Source organism: Haloarcula sp. H-GB5, from assembly GCF_054850705.1.
The window spans coordinates 457,435-472,756 of the sequence record NZ_JBTWBG010000001.1 but is presented as its reverse complement, the minus strand read 5'-3'; the positions used below and the strand labels follow the sequence as shown (position 1 = coordinate 472,756).

The 15,322-nt window shown below is 63.7% G+C and carries 14 protein-coding genes; 3 read left to right on the top strand and 11 right to left on the bottom strand.

Annotated elements, in window-relative coordinates; translation table 11 throughout:
* Nucleotides 1–33 precede the first annotated feature (33 nt).
* The gene (locus ACYJ11_RS02545) at nucleotides 34–777 is read left to right on the top strand and encodes a YkgJ family cysteine cluster protein (protein ID WP_461646601.1); all 744 of its coding nucleotides are present in this window, start codon (nucleotides 34–36) and stop codon (nucleotides 775–777) included.
* Nucleotides 778–779: 2 nt separating this feature from the next.
* Here ACYJ11_RS02545 and ACYJ11_RS02540 read toward each other — a convergent pair whose 3' ends face one another.
* The gene (locus ACYJ11_RS02540; protein WP_005537827.1) at nucleotides 780–1,178 is read right to left on the bottom strand and encodes a TRAM domain-containing protein; all 399 of its coding nucleotides are present in this window, start codon (nucleotides 1,176–1,178) and stop codon (nucleotides 780–782) included.
* A gap of 253 nt (nucleotides 1,179–1,431) precedes the next feature.
* On the opposite strand from ACYJ11_RS02540, the gene ACYJ11_RS02535 reads away from it, so the two are divergent.
* The gene (locus ACYJ11_RS02535; RefSeq protein WP_005537828.1) at nucleotides 1,432–1,674 is read left to right on the top strand and encodes a DUF7123 family protein; all 243 of its coding nucleotides are present in this window, start codon (nucleotides 1,432–1,434) and stop codon (nucleotides 1,672–1,674) included.
* A gap of 198 nt (nucleotides 1,675–1,872) precedes the next feature.
* The gene (locus tag ACYJ11_RS02530; RefSeq protein ID WP_461646600.1) at nucleotides 1,873–3,753 is read left to right on the top strand and encodes a PAS domain S-box protein; all 1,881 of its coding nucleotides are present in this window, start codon (nucleotides 1,873–1,875) and stop codon (nucleotides 3,751–3,753) included.
* A 40-nt stretch (nucleotides 3,754–3,793) separates the two neighbouring features.
* On the opposite strand, the gene ACYJ11_RS02525 is transcribed toward ACYJ11_RS02530, so the two are convergent.
* The 10 genes from ACYJ11_RS02525 to ACYJ11_RS02480 form a co-directional block, all read right to left on the bottom strand.
* Nucleotides 3,794–4,399 (bottom strand): winged helix-turn-helix transcriptional regulator, encoded by a 606-nt coding sequence (locus ACYJ11_RS02525; RefSeq protein WP_461646599.1) that lies wholly within the window; start codon nucleotides 4,397–4,399, stop codon nucleotides 3,794–3,796.
* A 50-nt stretch (nucleotides 4,400–4,449) separates the two neighbouring features.
* The gene (locus ACYJ11_RS02520) at nucleotides 4,450–5,640 is read right to left on the bottom strand and encodes an SPFH domain-containing protein (RefSeq protein WP_461646598.1); all 1,191 of its coding nucleotides are present in this window, start codon (nucleotides 5,638–5,640) and stop codon (nucleotides 4,450–4,452) included.
* A 71-nt stretch (nucleotides 5,641–5,711) separates the two neighbouring features.
* Entirely contained in the window at nucleotides 5,712–6,314 is a 603-nt protein-coding gene (locus ACYJ11_RS02515) for an NfeD family protein (RefSeq protein ID WP_461646597.1), read from the bottom strand.
* A 72-nt stretch (nucleotides 6,315–6,386) separates the two neighbouring features.
* Nucleotides 6,387–6,755 (bottom strand): DUF7312 domain-containing protein, encoded by a 369-nt coding sequence (locus ACYJ11_RS02510; protein ID WP_170097239.1) that lies wholly within the window; start codon nucleotides 6,753–6,755, stop codon nucleotides 6,387–6,389.
* A gap of 45 nt (nucleotides 6,756–6,800) precedes the next feature.
* A complete protein-coding gene (gene metG / locus ACYJ11_RS02505; RefSeq protein ID WP_461646596.1) occupies nucleotides 6,801–8,948 on the bottom strand; it encodes a methionine--tRNA ligase in 2,148 nt (715 codons plus the stop codon).
* A 64-nt stretch (nucleotides 8,949–9,012) separates the two neighbouring features.
* On the bottom strand, nucleotides 9,013–9,597 hold the full coding sequence (locus ACYJ11_RS02500) for a YqaA family protein (protein WP_188974525.1): 585 nt from the start codon (nucleotides 9,595–9,597) through the stop codon (nucleotides 9,013–9,015).
* Between the two features lie 138 nt (nucleotides 9,598–9,735).
* Nucleotides 9,736–10,788 carry a tyrosine decarboxylase MfnA gene (mfnA, locus tag ACYJ11_RS02495; protein ID WP_461646595.1) on the bottom strand — a complete coding sequence of 351 codons (1,053 nt, stop codon included), beginning with the start codon at nucleotides 10,786–10,788 and terminating at the stop codon, nucleotides 9,736–9,738.
* Between the two features lie 142 nt (nucleotides 10,789–10,930).
* A complete protein-coding gene (locus ACYJ11_RS02490; RefSeq protein WP_461646594.1) occupies nucleotides 10,931–11,833 on the bottom strand; it encodes an RAD55 family ATPase in 903 nt (300 codons plus the stop codon).
* A 56-nt stretch (nucleotides 11,834–11,889) separates the two neighbouring features.
* The gene (gene ppsA, locus ACYJ11_RS02485) at nucleotides 11,890–14,199 is read right to left on the bottom strand and encodes a phosphoenolpyruvate synthase (RefSeq protein ID WP_461646593.1); all 2,310 of its coding nucleotides are present in this window, start codon (nucleotides 14,197–14,199) and stop codon (nucleotides 11,890–11,892) included.
* Between the two features lie 121 nt (nucleotides 14,200–14,320).
* Nucleotides 14,321–15,232 carry a PhzF family phenazine biosynthesis protein gene (locus tag ACYJ11_RS02480; protein ID WP_461646592.1) on the bottom strand — a complete coding sequence of 304 codons (912 nt, stop codon included), beginning with the start codon at nucleotides 15,230–15,232 and terminating at the stop codon, nucleotides 14,321–14,323.
* Between the last annotated feature and the right edge of the window lie 90 nt (nucleotides 15,233–15,322).

Sequence of the window (15,322 nt, the reverse complement as noted above, 5' to 3'; positions counted from 1 at the left end):
GCCCTTTTTGCCTATCGGCCCGCTATCGGGGCTGTGGACTCCCTGGAAACCGAACTCGAACGGGCCCGTGCGCTCGACGAGTCGGAACTGGCCGACGCTATCGAGACAATCGGGTTCGAATGCACCCGCTGTGGAGCCTGCTGCAAGGCCGAGTCAGCGTGTGGTGAGAGTGGAGAGAGTGACGACGAGGCTAGTGACGTCGCTGATGGTCACAGTGGAAAGACTGAGCCCGCCGAAACCAACGCCGAACCCCACACCGCGACCGTGTTTCCCGACGAGATCCGGCAGCTACAGGCGGCCGGGGAGTACGACTTCCGCGACGTGGCCCGGCCGATGCCGTACGGACTGGCCGACGGCCCGGACGGCCCCGAAGGCGAGACCTTCGAGTGGGCGCTCCAGACTGACGACTGCGGTGACTGTACGTTCTACGCTGAGGACGACGACGGGACAGGTGCCTGCACGGTCCATGGCGACCGCCCGCTCATCTGCCGGACCTACCCCTTCAGCGTCGCGCTCGGCGGGACGAGCCAGCCGATGGGCGAAGCCGTCGACGAGGAGGGAATGGTCCGGGCCCACGAATGCGAGGGACTCGGTCGGGATATCTCAAGAGCCGACGCCAAGGAGTTGGCTGCAGCGCTCAAGGAACGAGCCGTTCGGGAACTGACGGAAGCAATCGGCGTCCGTGACAACTACCGGCCGGTCGACCAGTCAGACGGACAGGTCGTCGTCTACGACTCCGAAGGGGCAAAGCGCCCCGACGGCAGCCCGTACGAGTAGCGTCACACGTCGTCGATGATTTCGCCGACCGCGAAGTTCGACTTGACCTCGGTGACTTCGATCTTGACTCGTTCGTCAATTTCGGCCCCCGGAACGATAATGACGTAGCCGCGCTCGACGCGGGCGATGCCGTCGCCCTGCTTGCCGATGTCTTCGATTTCGACGTAGCGCGTCTCACCCGGTTCGACCGGCGGCTGTGGCTGATCCGGTGGCGTGTCCGACACCGTCTCCTCGTCCGTCTCTATACCCTCGTCTGCGGAGATGAGCGCAACGCGGTAGGTACTGTCCGAGTCGACTGCGCCCGTCTCGACTTCTCGACGCGGGACCTCCACGACGTACCGGTCCCCCTCGTCGCGGATATCAGCACTGAACAGACACAGCAATTGATCCGAGATTTCCAATGTGATAGACCTCCGTTCGGCCACAAAACGGGCCATTACTAAAGAACTGCCGGAGCGAACGACTGTTACTGTCCCAACTGCGGAGCGATGACGAGCACGCACGGTGTTTCCCGCTTGTACCAACTACCTGTCCCGTGGCCCAACTCGCGGCAGTATCTCCACTTCGAGCAAGAGAAAACCGCAAGACGGCGAGCCGTTAACCGTCTGTACCAAATCCCATAAGGGTGTCTCGGTACTGTTAGTAACTGTACTAATGAGCGCCACCGCACAAACCACCGACAGTCCGCTTTCGGACAAGCAGCGACGTATTCTGGAGTATCTCCGCTCTAACGCTGACGACCAGACGTATTTCAAATCGCGGCTTATCGGCGACGCGCTCGATCTCTCGGCCAAGGAAGTCGGGACCAATATGACCGCCATCGCCGATGGCGACTACGATCTGGCCGTCGAGAAGTGGGGATACTCTTCCTCGACGACCTGGATGGTCGAAACCTGAACGGGAACCGGCTCGGCCGGGAGACATTGGCGCTCCCACTTTGTCGCCCGAACGGGTCCGCGGTGTAGGCCTGCGTAGAGGAGTCACGGTGCTGTCGCTCACTTTTCGTTGCAGCCACGTTACCCTGATAGGACAGAATATATTGTAACGAGCGAATGTCCATATTGATAACCATTGAGGTCATAGTCTATTGCATCAATGGGCGAGGCTGGTTCCGCCATTCAGGTTCTTCACGTCGACGACGACCGGGAGTACACGGAGATGACGGCGGCGTTCCTTCAGCGAGAGTCGGTCGATTTCACTATCGAAACCGCGACGAGTGCATCGGAGGGCTTGCGGTTGCTCGACAGGGAGTCGGTCGACTGTATCGTTTCCGACTACGAAATGCCCGGCGAGAACGGCATCGACTTCCTCGAATCGGTCCGCGAGGACTATCCAGACCTCCCGTTTATCCTGTACACGGGCCGTGGGAGCGAAGCCGTCGCCAGTGACGCTATCTCTGCAGGTGTCACTGACTACCTACAGAAAACAGCCGACACCAGCCACTACGCCCTTCTCGCGAACCGGATCGTCAACGCCGTCGAACAGTACCGGTCACAGCGTGCCCTCGAAGCGAGTAAAGACCGGCTCTCGCTGTTTATCGACCAGTCGCCGCTCGGGTTCGTCGAATATAACCAGGACTTCGAGATCGTTCGCGTCAACGACACCCTCACAGATATATTCGGCTACACTGAAACGGAACTGCTCGGGGAAACGTGGGAGATGTTCGTGAGTTCTGAGAGCTACGACGACGTCGATGCGGTTACGTCCGCTCTCAGTGAGGCCAGCGGCGGTTACCACAGTATCAACGAGAATGTCCGGAAAGACGGCGAGTGCATCGTGGTTGAGTGGCACAACCGCCTCGTTACCGACGATTCAGGCGATGTTGTCACCATCTTCTCGCACTGTCAGGACGTTACGGAGCGCATCGAACACGAACAGAACCTCGCCCAGTTACGCGACTTCTTCGCCGAGGCGGAGGAACTCGGCGACCTCGGGGCCTGGGAGTTCGACGAGAGCGGGATGTCGACTTGGACAGCGGGCACCCGCCGCATCCACGAGGTCGGCGACGACTTCGACCCGACAGTTGAAGACGGGCTGTCGTTCTACCATCCCGAAGACAGAGAAACGGTCGCGGACGCAGTTGACGCGGCCCTCGAACACGGGGAGTCGTACGACCTTGAGGTCAGACTCACCACCGCCAAAGGAAACCGCCGGTGGGTCCGGACCCGCGGCAAACGCGTCGAGGGCACGGAGAAGCGGACAGTTCGGGGCTTCATCCAGGATATCACCGAACAGAAGGAGCGCGAACGCCGCCTCCGTGTCCAAAACGAGCGACTGGATTCGTTCGCCAGTGTCGTCAGCCACGACTTACAGGGCCCACTGACAGTCGCACAGGGGCATCTAGAACTGGCACAGCAGGACGTGACCAACGACCACCTCGACAGCATCGATGCCGCTCACGAGCGGATGCAGACACTCATCGACGATATCCTGACGCTGGCACGGGACGGACGTGCGGCGACGACCACCGAGCCGGTCACTCTCCAGACTGCCGCGACCGCATGCTGGGAGACTGTCGAAACGGAGAACGCGACTCTGGAGGCCGATACGGACAGTGTTGTGCTCGCTGACCCTCGCCGGTTGCAACGCCTGCTGGCGAACCTATTTCGGAACTGCGCGACGCATGGGGTGGAGTCCTCGCTCTCCCAGCTACAGGGTGAGCACTCGGAGCGTGGGTCGACGAGCAGTCCGGGACAGTCCGGTGGGGCCGTCGAGAACGACGGCGGTGTGACAGTCACTGTCGGTGATATTGACGACGCCAGCGGCTTCTACGTCGCTGACGACGGCCCGGGCATCCCCAAAGACGAACGAGACGCCGTGTTCGAAGCCGGCTACTCGACTGCATCCGAGGGCACCGGCTTCGGCCTCGCAATCGTCGCCGATATCGCTGCCGTCCACGGCTGGGACGTCAACGTAACCGACAGCGAGTCGGGCGGAGCCAGGTTCGAAATAACCGGCGTCGACAAAGAGACGTAAGCGAGAAACGGATGCGACCGGGCCGACAGTGGGCGGAGCCTCACGGGTCGTAGCGCAGCAACGAGTCGGCCTCGCCGGCCAGCGCGGCGACATCGTCGCCGAACGAGTCGGCGTACCGGATCAGCAGGGTCAGCATGGTCTCGGGTTCCGTCACCGCGTACCCGTCTTCTCGCGACAGGAGCCCGGCAGACTCCAGATCGGCGGCGTAGTTGCTCACCGTCGGTCGCGATACATCCAGTTCGCTAGCCAGTTCTGACGCCGTCACGTCCGGGCGACGCAGCAGGGTGACGAGCATCCCGCGGGCGGTCGAACGCCGCAGGTAGCCAAGCGCCACCTGCTCGAACTCGGAGAACTGGCCGGCCGGGAAGTACCGTCGGTAGTCGCCGTCCTTCTGTGAGGTGACGACGCCCTCGTTTTCCAACCGGTGGAGGTGGTGCTGGGCCTCACCGGTCCCGAGTTTGAGGTCGTCGCGAAGCTTCGAGAAGTGCGTCCCGGGATGTGTCGAGACGTACCCGGCGATGGCGTCGGGCGCGTCGCTCTCGCTCCCGCTGTCGCCGAAGCGGGCAAACGGGCTCGCTGCACCGAGGGCGGCAAAGCGACGGAGCGTCGCTCGCTTGTCCTCGTCTACGTCGCCCTCACGCGTCATTGCTACCGAAAAGGTGGGTCGGTAATAAAACGTCTTCGCCTGATTCTCAGTTAGTTGTCTTTGTCGACTTCCGACGTTCGCGTCGTGTCGTCCGGACCGCCGGCCACATCAGTCGTCGACGAGTCGTCGTCGATTTCAGCGTCCATCTCCTGAATCATCTCATCGGCGCTGTCGAGGCCACTGTCCTGACCCTGCTTGATTTTCTGTGCCTCTTCTTCCATAGCCTCGACATCGACTTCGGCTTCCTCGTCGATCTGGCCGAGGATTTCCTCGATGTCGTCCAGACCGAGCATCTCACGGGTCTCGTCGTCGAAGTCAAGCGCCTCCAGCGAGTGCCCGTTCTGCTTCACGTCCGAACCCTGGAGGTGTTTGCCGTAGCGGCCCACCAGTGAGGTGAGTTCCTGCGGGAGGATGAACTTCGTCGACTCGCCCTGGCCGATCTCGGCGAGCGTCTCCATTCCCTTGTCGATAACGGCACGCTCGCCCATCGATTCGGCGGATTTCGCACGCAGGACGGTCGAGATTGCGTCACCCTGTGCTTCCAGGATCTGGCTCTGCTTCTCACCCTGTGCACGGATGATGTTAGACTGCTTGTCACCTTCCGCTGTCTCGATGGCGGAGCGCCGTTCACCCTGGGCTTCCAAAATCATAGCACGGCGTTTCCGCTCGGCGGACGTCTGTTGCTCCATCGCCTGCTGGACGTCCTTCGAGGGGTTGACCTCGCGGACCTCGACGCTCTCGACACGGACACCCCACTCGTCGGTGGGTTCGTCGAGTTCTTTCCGGATTCGGGCGTTGATTTCGCCCCGCTTGTTCAGCGTGTCGTCCAGTTCCATGTCACCCAGCACGGCACGGAGGGTCGTCTGGGCGAGGTTAGAGACGGCACGCTCGTAGTTGTCGACTTCGAGGAACGCCTTCTTCGGGTCCATCACCTTGATGTAGACGACGGCGTCGGCGGTCACCGGCGAGTTGTCGCGGGTGATAGCCTCCTGCCGTGGCACGTCAAGCGTCTGGGTACGCATGTCGAACCGCGTCACATCGGAGACGAAGGGATAGATGAAGTGAATCCCCTGGTCGAGGACGCCGCGGTAGGTACCGAGGACCGTGTAGGCACCTTTCTGGTACGGGCGGATGATCACGACGCTGGAGTACACCAGCGCGATGGCGATCAGGAGGAATATGACGGTAACGAAACCGACGAGTCCTCCCAGACCTTGCAGCGGTGCTGTCGCGGGGAACATGACAATGAGAACTCCGGAGCGCGCAAGGAAAAGGCTTCGGTGTCCCTGTCACAAACTACCGAATTACACACCTACGCCCGCTCGGACTCTCGCTCCGGTTCGGCGTCGTCGTTCTCGCTGCCCCGGTTTCGATCACGTTCGAGCGCGCGGTCGATCTCGTCGCTCGCCGACTCCACCGCTTCGACTTCGAGTACGTTCCCGCCGCCGGGGTCGATGACGATGACCTCCGTCCCTTCCTCTATCGGGTCGCCGGAGCAACGAGCCTGATAGTACGGATTGAAACCGCCGTCTTCCAGTTTGACCTCGCCGTCGCTCCGGGTTACGCGCTCGGTAACCGTTCCGAACTGGCCCGTAAGCGAGTCAGAACTGAGCGTCTGGCCGCGGCCCGGCGCGGCGAAATCGAGCTTTCGATACCCCCAGAGCGTGATCGCTGTTGTTGCGAGCACGACGACAGTAAGAATGAGCGGCGCGAGGATTCCCAGGCTCGCTGGGATGAACAGCCCGACCAGCCCCGCCGTCAGCAGGGCCACGCCGAGCACGAAAAAGTGGGTCCCGGGGGCGAGCGCTTCGCCCACGATGAGGCCCGCACCGGCCAGAAACAGCAGGATGGAGAGCGACATACCTAACAGTGGTTCGGCCTGCAGCGGGGCAACTGTCGCCAGCGGGTTCACCATGCCCTGACTTAGTGTCGGAGCAGGATTAAGTGTCGGGGTAGAGAGCGCGACTCCGGAATCGCCGGTACAGTCTCACACGTCGCTCGTCCGGACGAAGAACCCATACAGCACAGCGGCTCCGAGTGCAACGGACAGAACCACGCCACCGAGGACGGACGGCGTGTACATCTCCGCTCCGAGAAACATCCGTCCGAGCGCGAGAATTGCGATACAGACCCCCAACGCGACGAAGACGACATTCTCAGGCTTCGGTGCGTCGGGTGTCACTTCAAGATTCGGGGCAAAGGAGCCGGCGACTGCGCCCTCCTCGTCGTCGGGCGCGTCGCCGTCAGGGCCTTCCTCGACCTGAATCACGTCGGCGTCCGTCGCCAGTTCGTACTCTTCGGTGAACGTATCACCCGTAGCGGCCGCATCGTCTCGTGCGGCCCCGTCGTCATCCATGGTCTGCGATACGGGCCGTGACTACAAAAGCGCTGGCGACTGCGGTTACTTGATGCGGGTCCCCAGCGGCGCGTCCTCGTGCGTCGTCAGCAGGTCCGCCTCCTCGCCGGCGGCCAGCACCATCCCGTTGGATTCGATGCCGAACAGTTCGGCTTTCTCCATGTTCGCAAGCAGGATGACACGCGTCCCGGGGAGGTCCTCAGCGTCGTGGAGCTGTCGGAGGCCAGCGACGACTTGCCGGACCTCGTGGCCGATGTCGACCTCTAGGCGAAGGAGCTTGTCCGCGCCCTCGACCGGCTCGGCGCTCCGGATCTCGCCGACGCGCATGTCGACGCCCTCGAAGTCCTCGAAGCTGATGCGGTCCTCGACAAGAGGCTGGAGGTCGGCGGTCTCCGCGTCGTCGTCCCCTTCGTCTTCGGCGGCTTCGCCGCCTCCGTTCGAGGCTTCTGCCGAAGCCTCGCTGGCCTCCTCGACCCGTTCCTGCAGTTCCTCGTTCAGCGCCTTGATGTGGTCGTCCTCAACCTGCTCGAACAGTTCCGCGGGGTCGTCGAACTCGGCCGGCGGCGCTTCGAGCGCGCTGTCGAGGGTCACGTCGGCGACGGAACCCTGTTCGCCCAGTTGGCCCCAGAGGCGCTCGGCCTTGCCCGGCAGCACAGGCTGCATCAGCACCGCGACGGCCTTCGTTAGCTGGACGCAGTCGCGGATGACCTGCTCGGCTTCTTCGGGGTCGTCGTCGACGAGGTTCCACGGCTCGTTGCGCTGGATGTACTCGTTGCCGTAGTTCGAGAGCTCGATGGCGATTTCGGCCAGTTCGCGGATGTCGTACTCCCGGACGGCGGCCTCGAAGTTCTCAATCGCGTCCTCGATTCGCTCGCGCACGTCGTCGCTGACCGTGGCGTCGGGCGTCCCGTCGTAGTTCCGCTCGGCGAACAGCAGCGACCGGTAGATGAAGTTGCCGACGTTGCCCACGAGTTCGCCGTTGACCCGTTCCTGAAAGCGGTCCCACGAGAAGTCCACGTCGGTATCGATCTGTGCGCCGGTGGCGATGTAGTACCGGAACAGGTCGGGGTGGAAGCCGGCGTCGAGGTACTCGTCGGCCCAGACGGCACGGTTCCGCGAGGTCGAGAGCGCATTGCCGTCGATGCCGACGAATCCGGTCGCCAGAATGGACCGGGGCTCGTTGTAGCCCGCGCCGCGAAGCATGGCGGGCCAGAACACCGCGTGGTGCTGGATGATGTCACGGCCGATGACGTGGATGATCTCGCCACTGTCGTCGGCCCACTCGTTGTCCCACTCGGTGCCGTGGCGCTCCTCGACGTCGATCTTCCAGACTGCTTCCCAGTCGTACTCGTCGCCGACGCGCTCGGAGTACTGCTTCGTCGAGGCGACGTACTCGATCGGCGCGTCGACCCAGACGTACAGCACCAGTTCGTCGCCGCCGTCGACATCCTCCGGGTAGTCCACGCCCCAGTCCATGTCCCGTGTGATACAGAGGTCTTGCAGTTCGCCCTCGATCCACTCGCGGGGCTGGTTCTGGGCGTTGTCGGTGCCTTCCAGACGGTCGAGGAATCCCTGAAGGTATTCCTGGAAGTCAGCAAGCCGGAGGAACTTGTGCTCGCGGGTGCGGTACTCGGCGGGGTTCCCGGTCAGCGTCGACACCGGGTCCTCGATTTCGCCGGGTTCGAGGTGGCGCTGGCATCCCTCGTCACACTCGTCGCCGCGGGCCTGCTCCCCGCAGTAGGGACAGGTACCCTCGACGTAGCGGTCGGGGAGAGGCTGGTCCTCCTCGGTGTCCCAGGCGACCTCGATCTCCTTCTCGTGGACGTGGTCGTTTTCGACCCACGAGCGGACGAACTCCTGCGTGAGTTCGACGTTGGTCTCGTCGTCGGTGTGTCCGTAGTTGTCGAACTCGATGTTGAACTGCGGGAACGTCTCGGCGTAGGTCTCGTGGAAGTCCAGCGCGAACTCCCGCGGTGCGACACCCTCTTCGGCGGCGTTGACCGCGACTGGCGTACCGTGCATATCTGATCCCGAAACGAACGCCGTCTGCTGGCCGATCCGCCGGAGGGCGCGTGACAGTGCGTCCCCGTCGACGTACGTCCGGAGGTGGCCGACGTGCAAGTCACCGTTCGCGTAGGGCAACCCACAGGTCACGACCGCCGGCTGGTCCGTCGGAAACTCGTCGTGGCTCATACCTGTTCGTGTGCCACCGACGGGTCAAAAGGGGGTTGGTTTCGGCGTGGGAGCGACGCTCCGGTCACAGCAACGCGAGCGTGCCGCTGGCAAGCCCGAGTGTCACGACGAGCCGCCCAGCACTGCCGAAGAACGTCGCCGCGCCGAACCGATAGTAGTCGCGTTCGAGGACGGTGAACGCGTAGATAGAGATCGTATCGGGGAAGAACGGAACACAGAGTGCGAGCGCCAGTCCAACGTAACCGTACTTCCGTGCAAGCTGTACCGTCTTTCTTTCAGACCACTCGACGAGATTGAACCGTGAGCGCTTGATCCAGCGCACGAGTGGGCCGTACTCCTTTGCCTCCTGCCCGATATGGAAGGCGACGAGACTGCCGAAGGCCTTTCCGAGGCCACTGACGAGGATAATCGCCACCAGATTCCCGTTCGTGGAGAGTCCAAGCCGAAGGGTTTCGGCCGGAACCAGGACGACCTCGCTCGGGAGCGGGAGAATGAACGCGATCAGGAACGAGTACACCGCGATGATGCCCAGTCCGGTCGGACCGGTGGCCGTACAGACGGCTTCTTCTAGCGGCGACAGTGGGGTGCCGGCGGTCGTACAGTCGCCGATGAAGGCAATGAACGATGCGGTCGGTACTACCAAGTCCACGCCTCTCTGTAGCAAACAGGGACTTCTAAACCTTCGTATGTCCTCTCGGGAGCGCTCAATACCAGTATGTTCGAGAGCGGAGACAGCGATTCAGTACTAATCGAGATCCGCGACTTAGCGCCCGCCGAGGGCAGCGATTCAGTACCAGTCGAGATCCGCGACGAACGACCGCAGCATCGACCGCGTGACGTGGGGCATACACACGACACGCATTTCGCCGGCCCCGGTCTTCGAGACTCGCCAGCCCCGGTCCCGGAGTTCGTCTGTCATCGGCATCGAGAGGTCGGCCGCGACAAGCGGGAGTTCGGGGCCGACAACGTCGTGGCCTCGCGCCGACAACTGGTCGGCCAGCCAGTCGGCATTGGCCATCGACGTTTCGTACTGCTGCTCGTAGCCCGTCGGCCACAGCGACTCCATCGCCGCGACGGCGGAGGCCACGCCAGCGCCCGACCGGGTGCCCGTCAGCGTAAGCTGGTCCGTCGATTCCAGATACGGCGTTTCGACGGCGAGTTCGTCAAGCAGCGACCGGTCGCGAGCGAGCAGTCCGCCGGCGGGGACCGCCGCTTGCCCGACCTTGTGGGGGTCGATCGTCATCGTGTCGATGTCCGCGTGGCCGAAGTGCCAGTCGTGGTCGGTGAACGGAAGGTAGAAGCCGCCCCAGGCGGCGTCGACGTGACAGAGGGCATCGACCGTCTCGGCGAGGTCGGCGATGGCCGGAATCGGATCGACGTAGCCGTACTCGGTCGAGCCGGCGACGCCGACGACACACACCGTGTCCTCGTCGACGAGTTCCGCCATCGCCGCCATGTCGGCGCGGTAGTCCGTCGCCGGCGCGGTCCGCAGTTCTACGCCGAGCACGTCGGCGGCCTTGGTAAACGAAAAATGCGCGTGGACGGGCGCGACCACGTTCGGGTCGTCCGTATCGGCGCGGTTGCGGGCGATACGTATCGCCTGAAGATTGGCCTCTGTCCCGCCCGAGGCGACGTAGCCCGCGGGGTCGGAGAGTCCGGTGATATCGCCGAGATAGTCAACGGCCTCGCGTTCCAGATCGGCGATGGTCTCGTACGTGCCCGGGTCTCCGGGGTTCGTTGCGAGGAAGCGTTCTGCCGCTTCGCGTGCCGACGGATGCGGCACGGTACACATCGACGAGAGGACGCGATCGAAATCCTGTGGCTCTGCCCGCTGGAGCATCTATCGGGTGTATAGCGGGGGAGTGGTTTAGCCGTTGTGCTCGTCCGTGTCGTTGTCTGCTGTTTATTCCTCCTGATGGCAGCACGCTGGTCAGGCAGGACGGCCACCCGGACTCGGTGCGGGAGCGCGCTTTACCGTCGAGTTACCAGTTCGACGGCCCGATCTTCTTTGTCGCTTTCGCACGAAAGCCCGTGGGGCCAATCAGCGACTCGAAGACGGTCTGGCGCTCCGTATCGAGCGCGCCGCCGAAGGAGCCGACCCGCATCGTCCGATACGTCTCGAACCCCTTGTCGTTGGAGTAAAAGTAAACGCTGCCGTGCAACAGCCCGTGGATGAGTTCGTCCGACCGCACGTCGCCGGCGGGTCGGTCAAGCTTGACAAAGGCCACGTTCCCCCAGTTGACGACCGCTTCTCGGAGCCCCATCAGGAACGCAATCTCGTGGTTCTGGGGCAGCCCGAACTCCGTCGCCCGTTCGAGGTCGGTCAGCGAGTCGATGACGATGAGCGTCTCCGCGGCGTCGCTTACCCGGTCGCTGATGTCGGTCAGCAGTTTCTCGAAGGTTTCCTCGGAGGGTTTCGACTCGGGCGGCTCCGCATCCGGCTGTTCGATGTCGTCGGCGCTCCGCCGAGCGTCGAACAGCGGCTCCGGGACCGGCAACAGCTCCATGAACCGCTGGGAGAAGTCGGCGACAGTCATGTTGTCCGTGAGCGTCTCGAACTGGTAGCCGTCGAGTACGGCGTCGAGTTCGCTGTAGACGTGTTCCCGGTCGTGCGAGAGCGTGATGTAGGTCACTGACTCCGGAATCGCCTCGCTGCGCCGGGCGATACCGTTGGGGACCATCTCGGGGCGGTGTTTCGCGAGCATCAGTGTCGCGAGGCTGGTGTAGGTGAAGGCGTCGCCCCCCGCGTCGGAGGCCCCGGCCAGCAGGACCGTGCTCCCGGTCGGAATCCCGCGGACCTGTCCATCCAGCCCGGGGATGCCGAAGGGGATGTAGGACACACCGGAACTGATACTCTTGGCTTCCGGTGTCGATTCGGGTGCCATACCGCAACGAAGCGAACGGCGCAAAAAAACCTGCTGGCTATGCCGGGCTGTCGTCCCTAGCGGACCGATTCCAGCAGTAGCCGCTGTTCGACGCGCTTGACCTCGTGTTGCACGTCACGCACGGCGTCGATGTTCGGCGAGATGGAGGTGACTCCCTCGTCGACGAGGAAGTCCACCATCTGTGGCTTCGAGGCCGCTTGGCCGCAGATGCTCGTGGCGACGTCGTGCTCGCGGCAGGTCCCGATGACCTGCCGCATGAGTTCGAGGACGGCCGGGTGGAGTTCGTCGAATCGGTCGGCGACGTTGCCGTTGTTGCGGTCGACGGCCAGCGTGTACTGGGTGAGGTCGTTCGTCCCGAAGGAGACGAAGTCGATGCCAGCCTCGCAGATGTCTTCGATGGACAGCGCGCTTGCCGGCGTCTCGACCATGACACCCCAGTCGCGCTTCTCGGGGTCGATGCCGACCTCCTGCATCAGCGCCTTCGCCCGCAGGATGTCCTCGGCGTCGGTCACAAGCGGGAGCATCAGTTCGACGTTGTCGTAGCCGAGGTCGTACAGGCGCTCGAAGGCCCGGAGTTCGAGTTTGAACTCGCCGGGGCGGTCGAGCGACCGTCGGATGCCCCGGTAGCCCAGCATCGGGTTGTGCTCGCTGGGCTCGTCCTCGCCGCCCTGCAACTGACGGAACTCGTCGGAGGGGGCATCGAGCGTACGGACGCGGACCGGGCGCGGGTAGAACGCCTCGGCGACCGAGCGGACGCCCTCAACGATTTCGTCGACGTACGCGCGCTCGCCGTGGTCTTCGACGTAGCGCGAGGGCGTCTTGTCCGTCGAGAGAATCATGTGCTCGATTCGCAGCAGGCCGACGCCGTCGGCCCCCGTCGCGGCGGCGCGCTCGGCGGCTTCCGGAATGGAGACGTTGACTTTGACCTCTGTTCCGGTCATCGGCTTGACGGCCGAGTGTGCCTCGACCGGCCCGGCCTCTTTCTCCTCCTCAGTTGTCTCGGGTACTTGTGCACCTTTCTCGACTGTGCCTTTGTCTCCGTCGAGCGTGACCGTTTCGCCGTCCCGGAGCTTCTGTGTCGCGTCCTCAGCCCCGACGACGGCCGGAACACCGAGTTCTCGGGAGACAATAGCGGCGTGGCTGGTCATCCCACCCTCGTCGGTGATGATCCCGTTTGCCCGTTTCATCGCCGGCACCATGTCCGGCGTCGTCATCTCGGCGACGATGATGTCGCCGTCTTCGACCTTGTCGAGGTTGTCGAGCTTGTCGACGATGCGGACGATGCCAGTGACCCGGCCCGGCGCGGAGCCGATTCCGGAGAGCCGAACTCCCTCCGACTGGCTCTCCATCGCCCCGCCGTCGGCGACACCCGACTTCGCCCCCGGCGGCTGACTCTCGGCTTCGTTGGCCGAGCCGGCGCTTCCTTCGGGGTCGTCAATGGTGGTGATCGGGCGGGACTGGAGCAGATACACCTCGCCCTCGTAGACCGCCCACTCCACGTCCTGTGGAGTGTCGTAGTGGTCCTCGACGCGTTCGCCGACTTCCAGGAGTCGGTGAATCTCCTCGTCGGAGAGGACGCGCTCGTTACGCTTCTCTTCCGGGACGGAGCGTTCGATGGTCTCCCCGTCCTCACCCCGAACGCACATCACCTTCTTGTCGGCGACGGTCACCTCATCGATGGTCCCCGTCTCGCGGTCGATACTGTAGTTGTCGGGCGAGACTGCGCCGGAGACGACCGCTTCACCCAATCCCCACGCGGCCTCGATGATGGCTGTCGGACCACCGGTCGAGGGATGGCTGGTGAACATGACGCCGGACTTCTCCGCGTCGACCATCTGCTGGACGACGACGGCGATGTCCACGGCGTCGTGTGCGAAGTCGTTCTCGTTGCGGTAGTAGATGGCGCGCTGGGTGAACAGCGACGCCCAGCATTCCTTGACCCGCTGCAGGAGGTCCGCACGCGAGACGTTCAGGTACGTGTCCTGTTGGCCGGCGAAGGAGGCGTCTGGGAGATCCTCGGCAGTCGCCGAGGACCGCACCGCCACGTCCTCGTCGCCCATCTCGTCGTAGGCGGCCAGCAGGTCCTCGCGGACCGACGGCGGGGTGTCGGTTTCCAGGATCAACTCCTGAGCGCGTTCGGCCGCCTCGGCCAGCGCCTGCGAGTCGTCGCTGTCGACATCGACGGCCTCGAACAGCGGCTCGTCGATTCCAGTTGCTTCGATGAACGACCGATACGTGTCGGCGGTAACGACGAACGCCGACGGAACGGGCAGGCCCGCTCCGGTCAGTTCTCCGAGAGACGCCGCCTTGCCGCCGACCCGCGCCAGGTCGTCGGCACCGATTTCGTCGAGCCACAGTGTTGGCATGGACTCACTCGTATCATCTTCAACGACAATTAAGGAAGTTCCGGTTACAGCCAGTGAGGCGACCGTTCTTCACTCGATTTCGAGTGAATCAGGCAGTCACGCCGCCGGTACGGTTCTGCGGTCACGCCTCGATGATATCGTCGTCATCGACGGCGGGGACGGTCACTGTGCCGTCCAGTGCAGTGACAGCGCGCCCGCCGACCCACACCTCTGTCCCGTCGGTATCGACCGACACCGTGCCGGGGCGGTCACGGAAATGCCCGCCTTCGGCGATTATCTGTTCGATGGTGTCATCGAGCGCCCCGTAGCGGCGGACGAACGCCGCGCAGGCCCCCGACGCCGCCGCGGTTACTGGTTCCTCAGTTCGGCTCCCGGCCCGGAACGCTCGTCCGTGGAACGTCGACCGGCGCGTCGCGTCGGCACCGACTGTGTCGAAGGTGAACGGATACACGCCGGCTGCGTCGGCGCGGTCACAGAGCGAGTCGACGGCAGCCACGTCAACGCTGAGATTGCTCAGATGCTCGAAGTAGTTGACCGGAACCATGAGCCACGGCTCGCCCGCGTCGGCCGTCACGAGCGGCAGGTCGGCACCCACGTCTTTGAGTGTGGCCTCGTCGAGTCCGAGCGCGTCCGCGACATCGGCGTAGGGGATGTCGACTTCGGTGATGTCGGCCCGCCCCTGTTCGACCCAGACCATCCCGTTCTGTTTCGTCTCGACAGCGACTTCGCCGGCGGCGGTGGCGACTGTCCACTCGCCGTCGCCGATTTCGCCACGTTCGGAGAGCGCTGCATGAGCCGCAACTGTGGCCGTCTCCGCCTGTGTTAGTTCCTCGGTCGGCGAGAAACAGCGAAGTCGGCGGTCGGCGTCTCCCGCTGGTAAGATGAATGCCGTTTCGAGGGCCCCAAGTTCGCTGGCGACGGCCTGCATTTGGTCGTCAGTCAGTCCGTCAGCTTCGGGGACGACGCCGGTCGGTGTGCCCGCCGTTGGCTCCGCGGCGAACGCGTCGACAAGCAACGCCTGTCGGGTATCCATGGCACGGAGTTGTGCTGACCCGCAGATAATCTTTTCCGGAGGTAGCTGGAGTCGGCCGGTGGTCGGTTCCGTCGAAGCACACGACGTCGG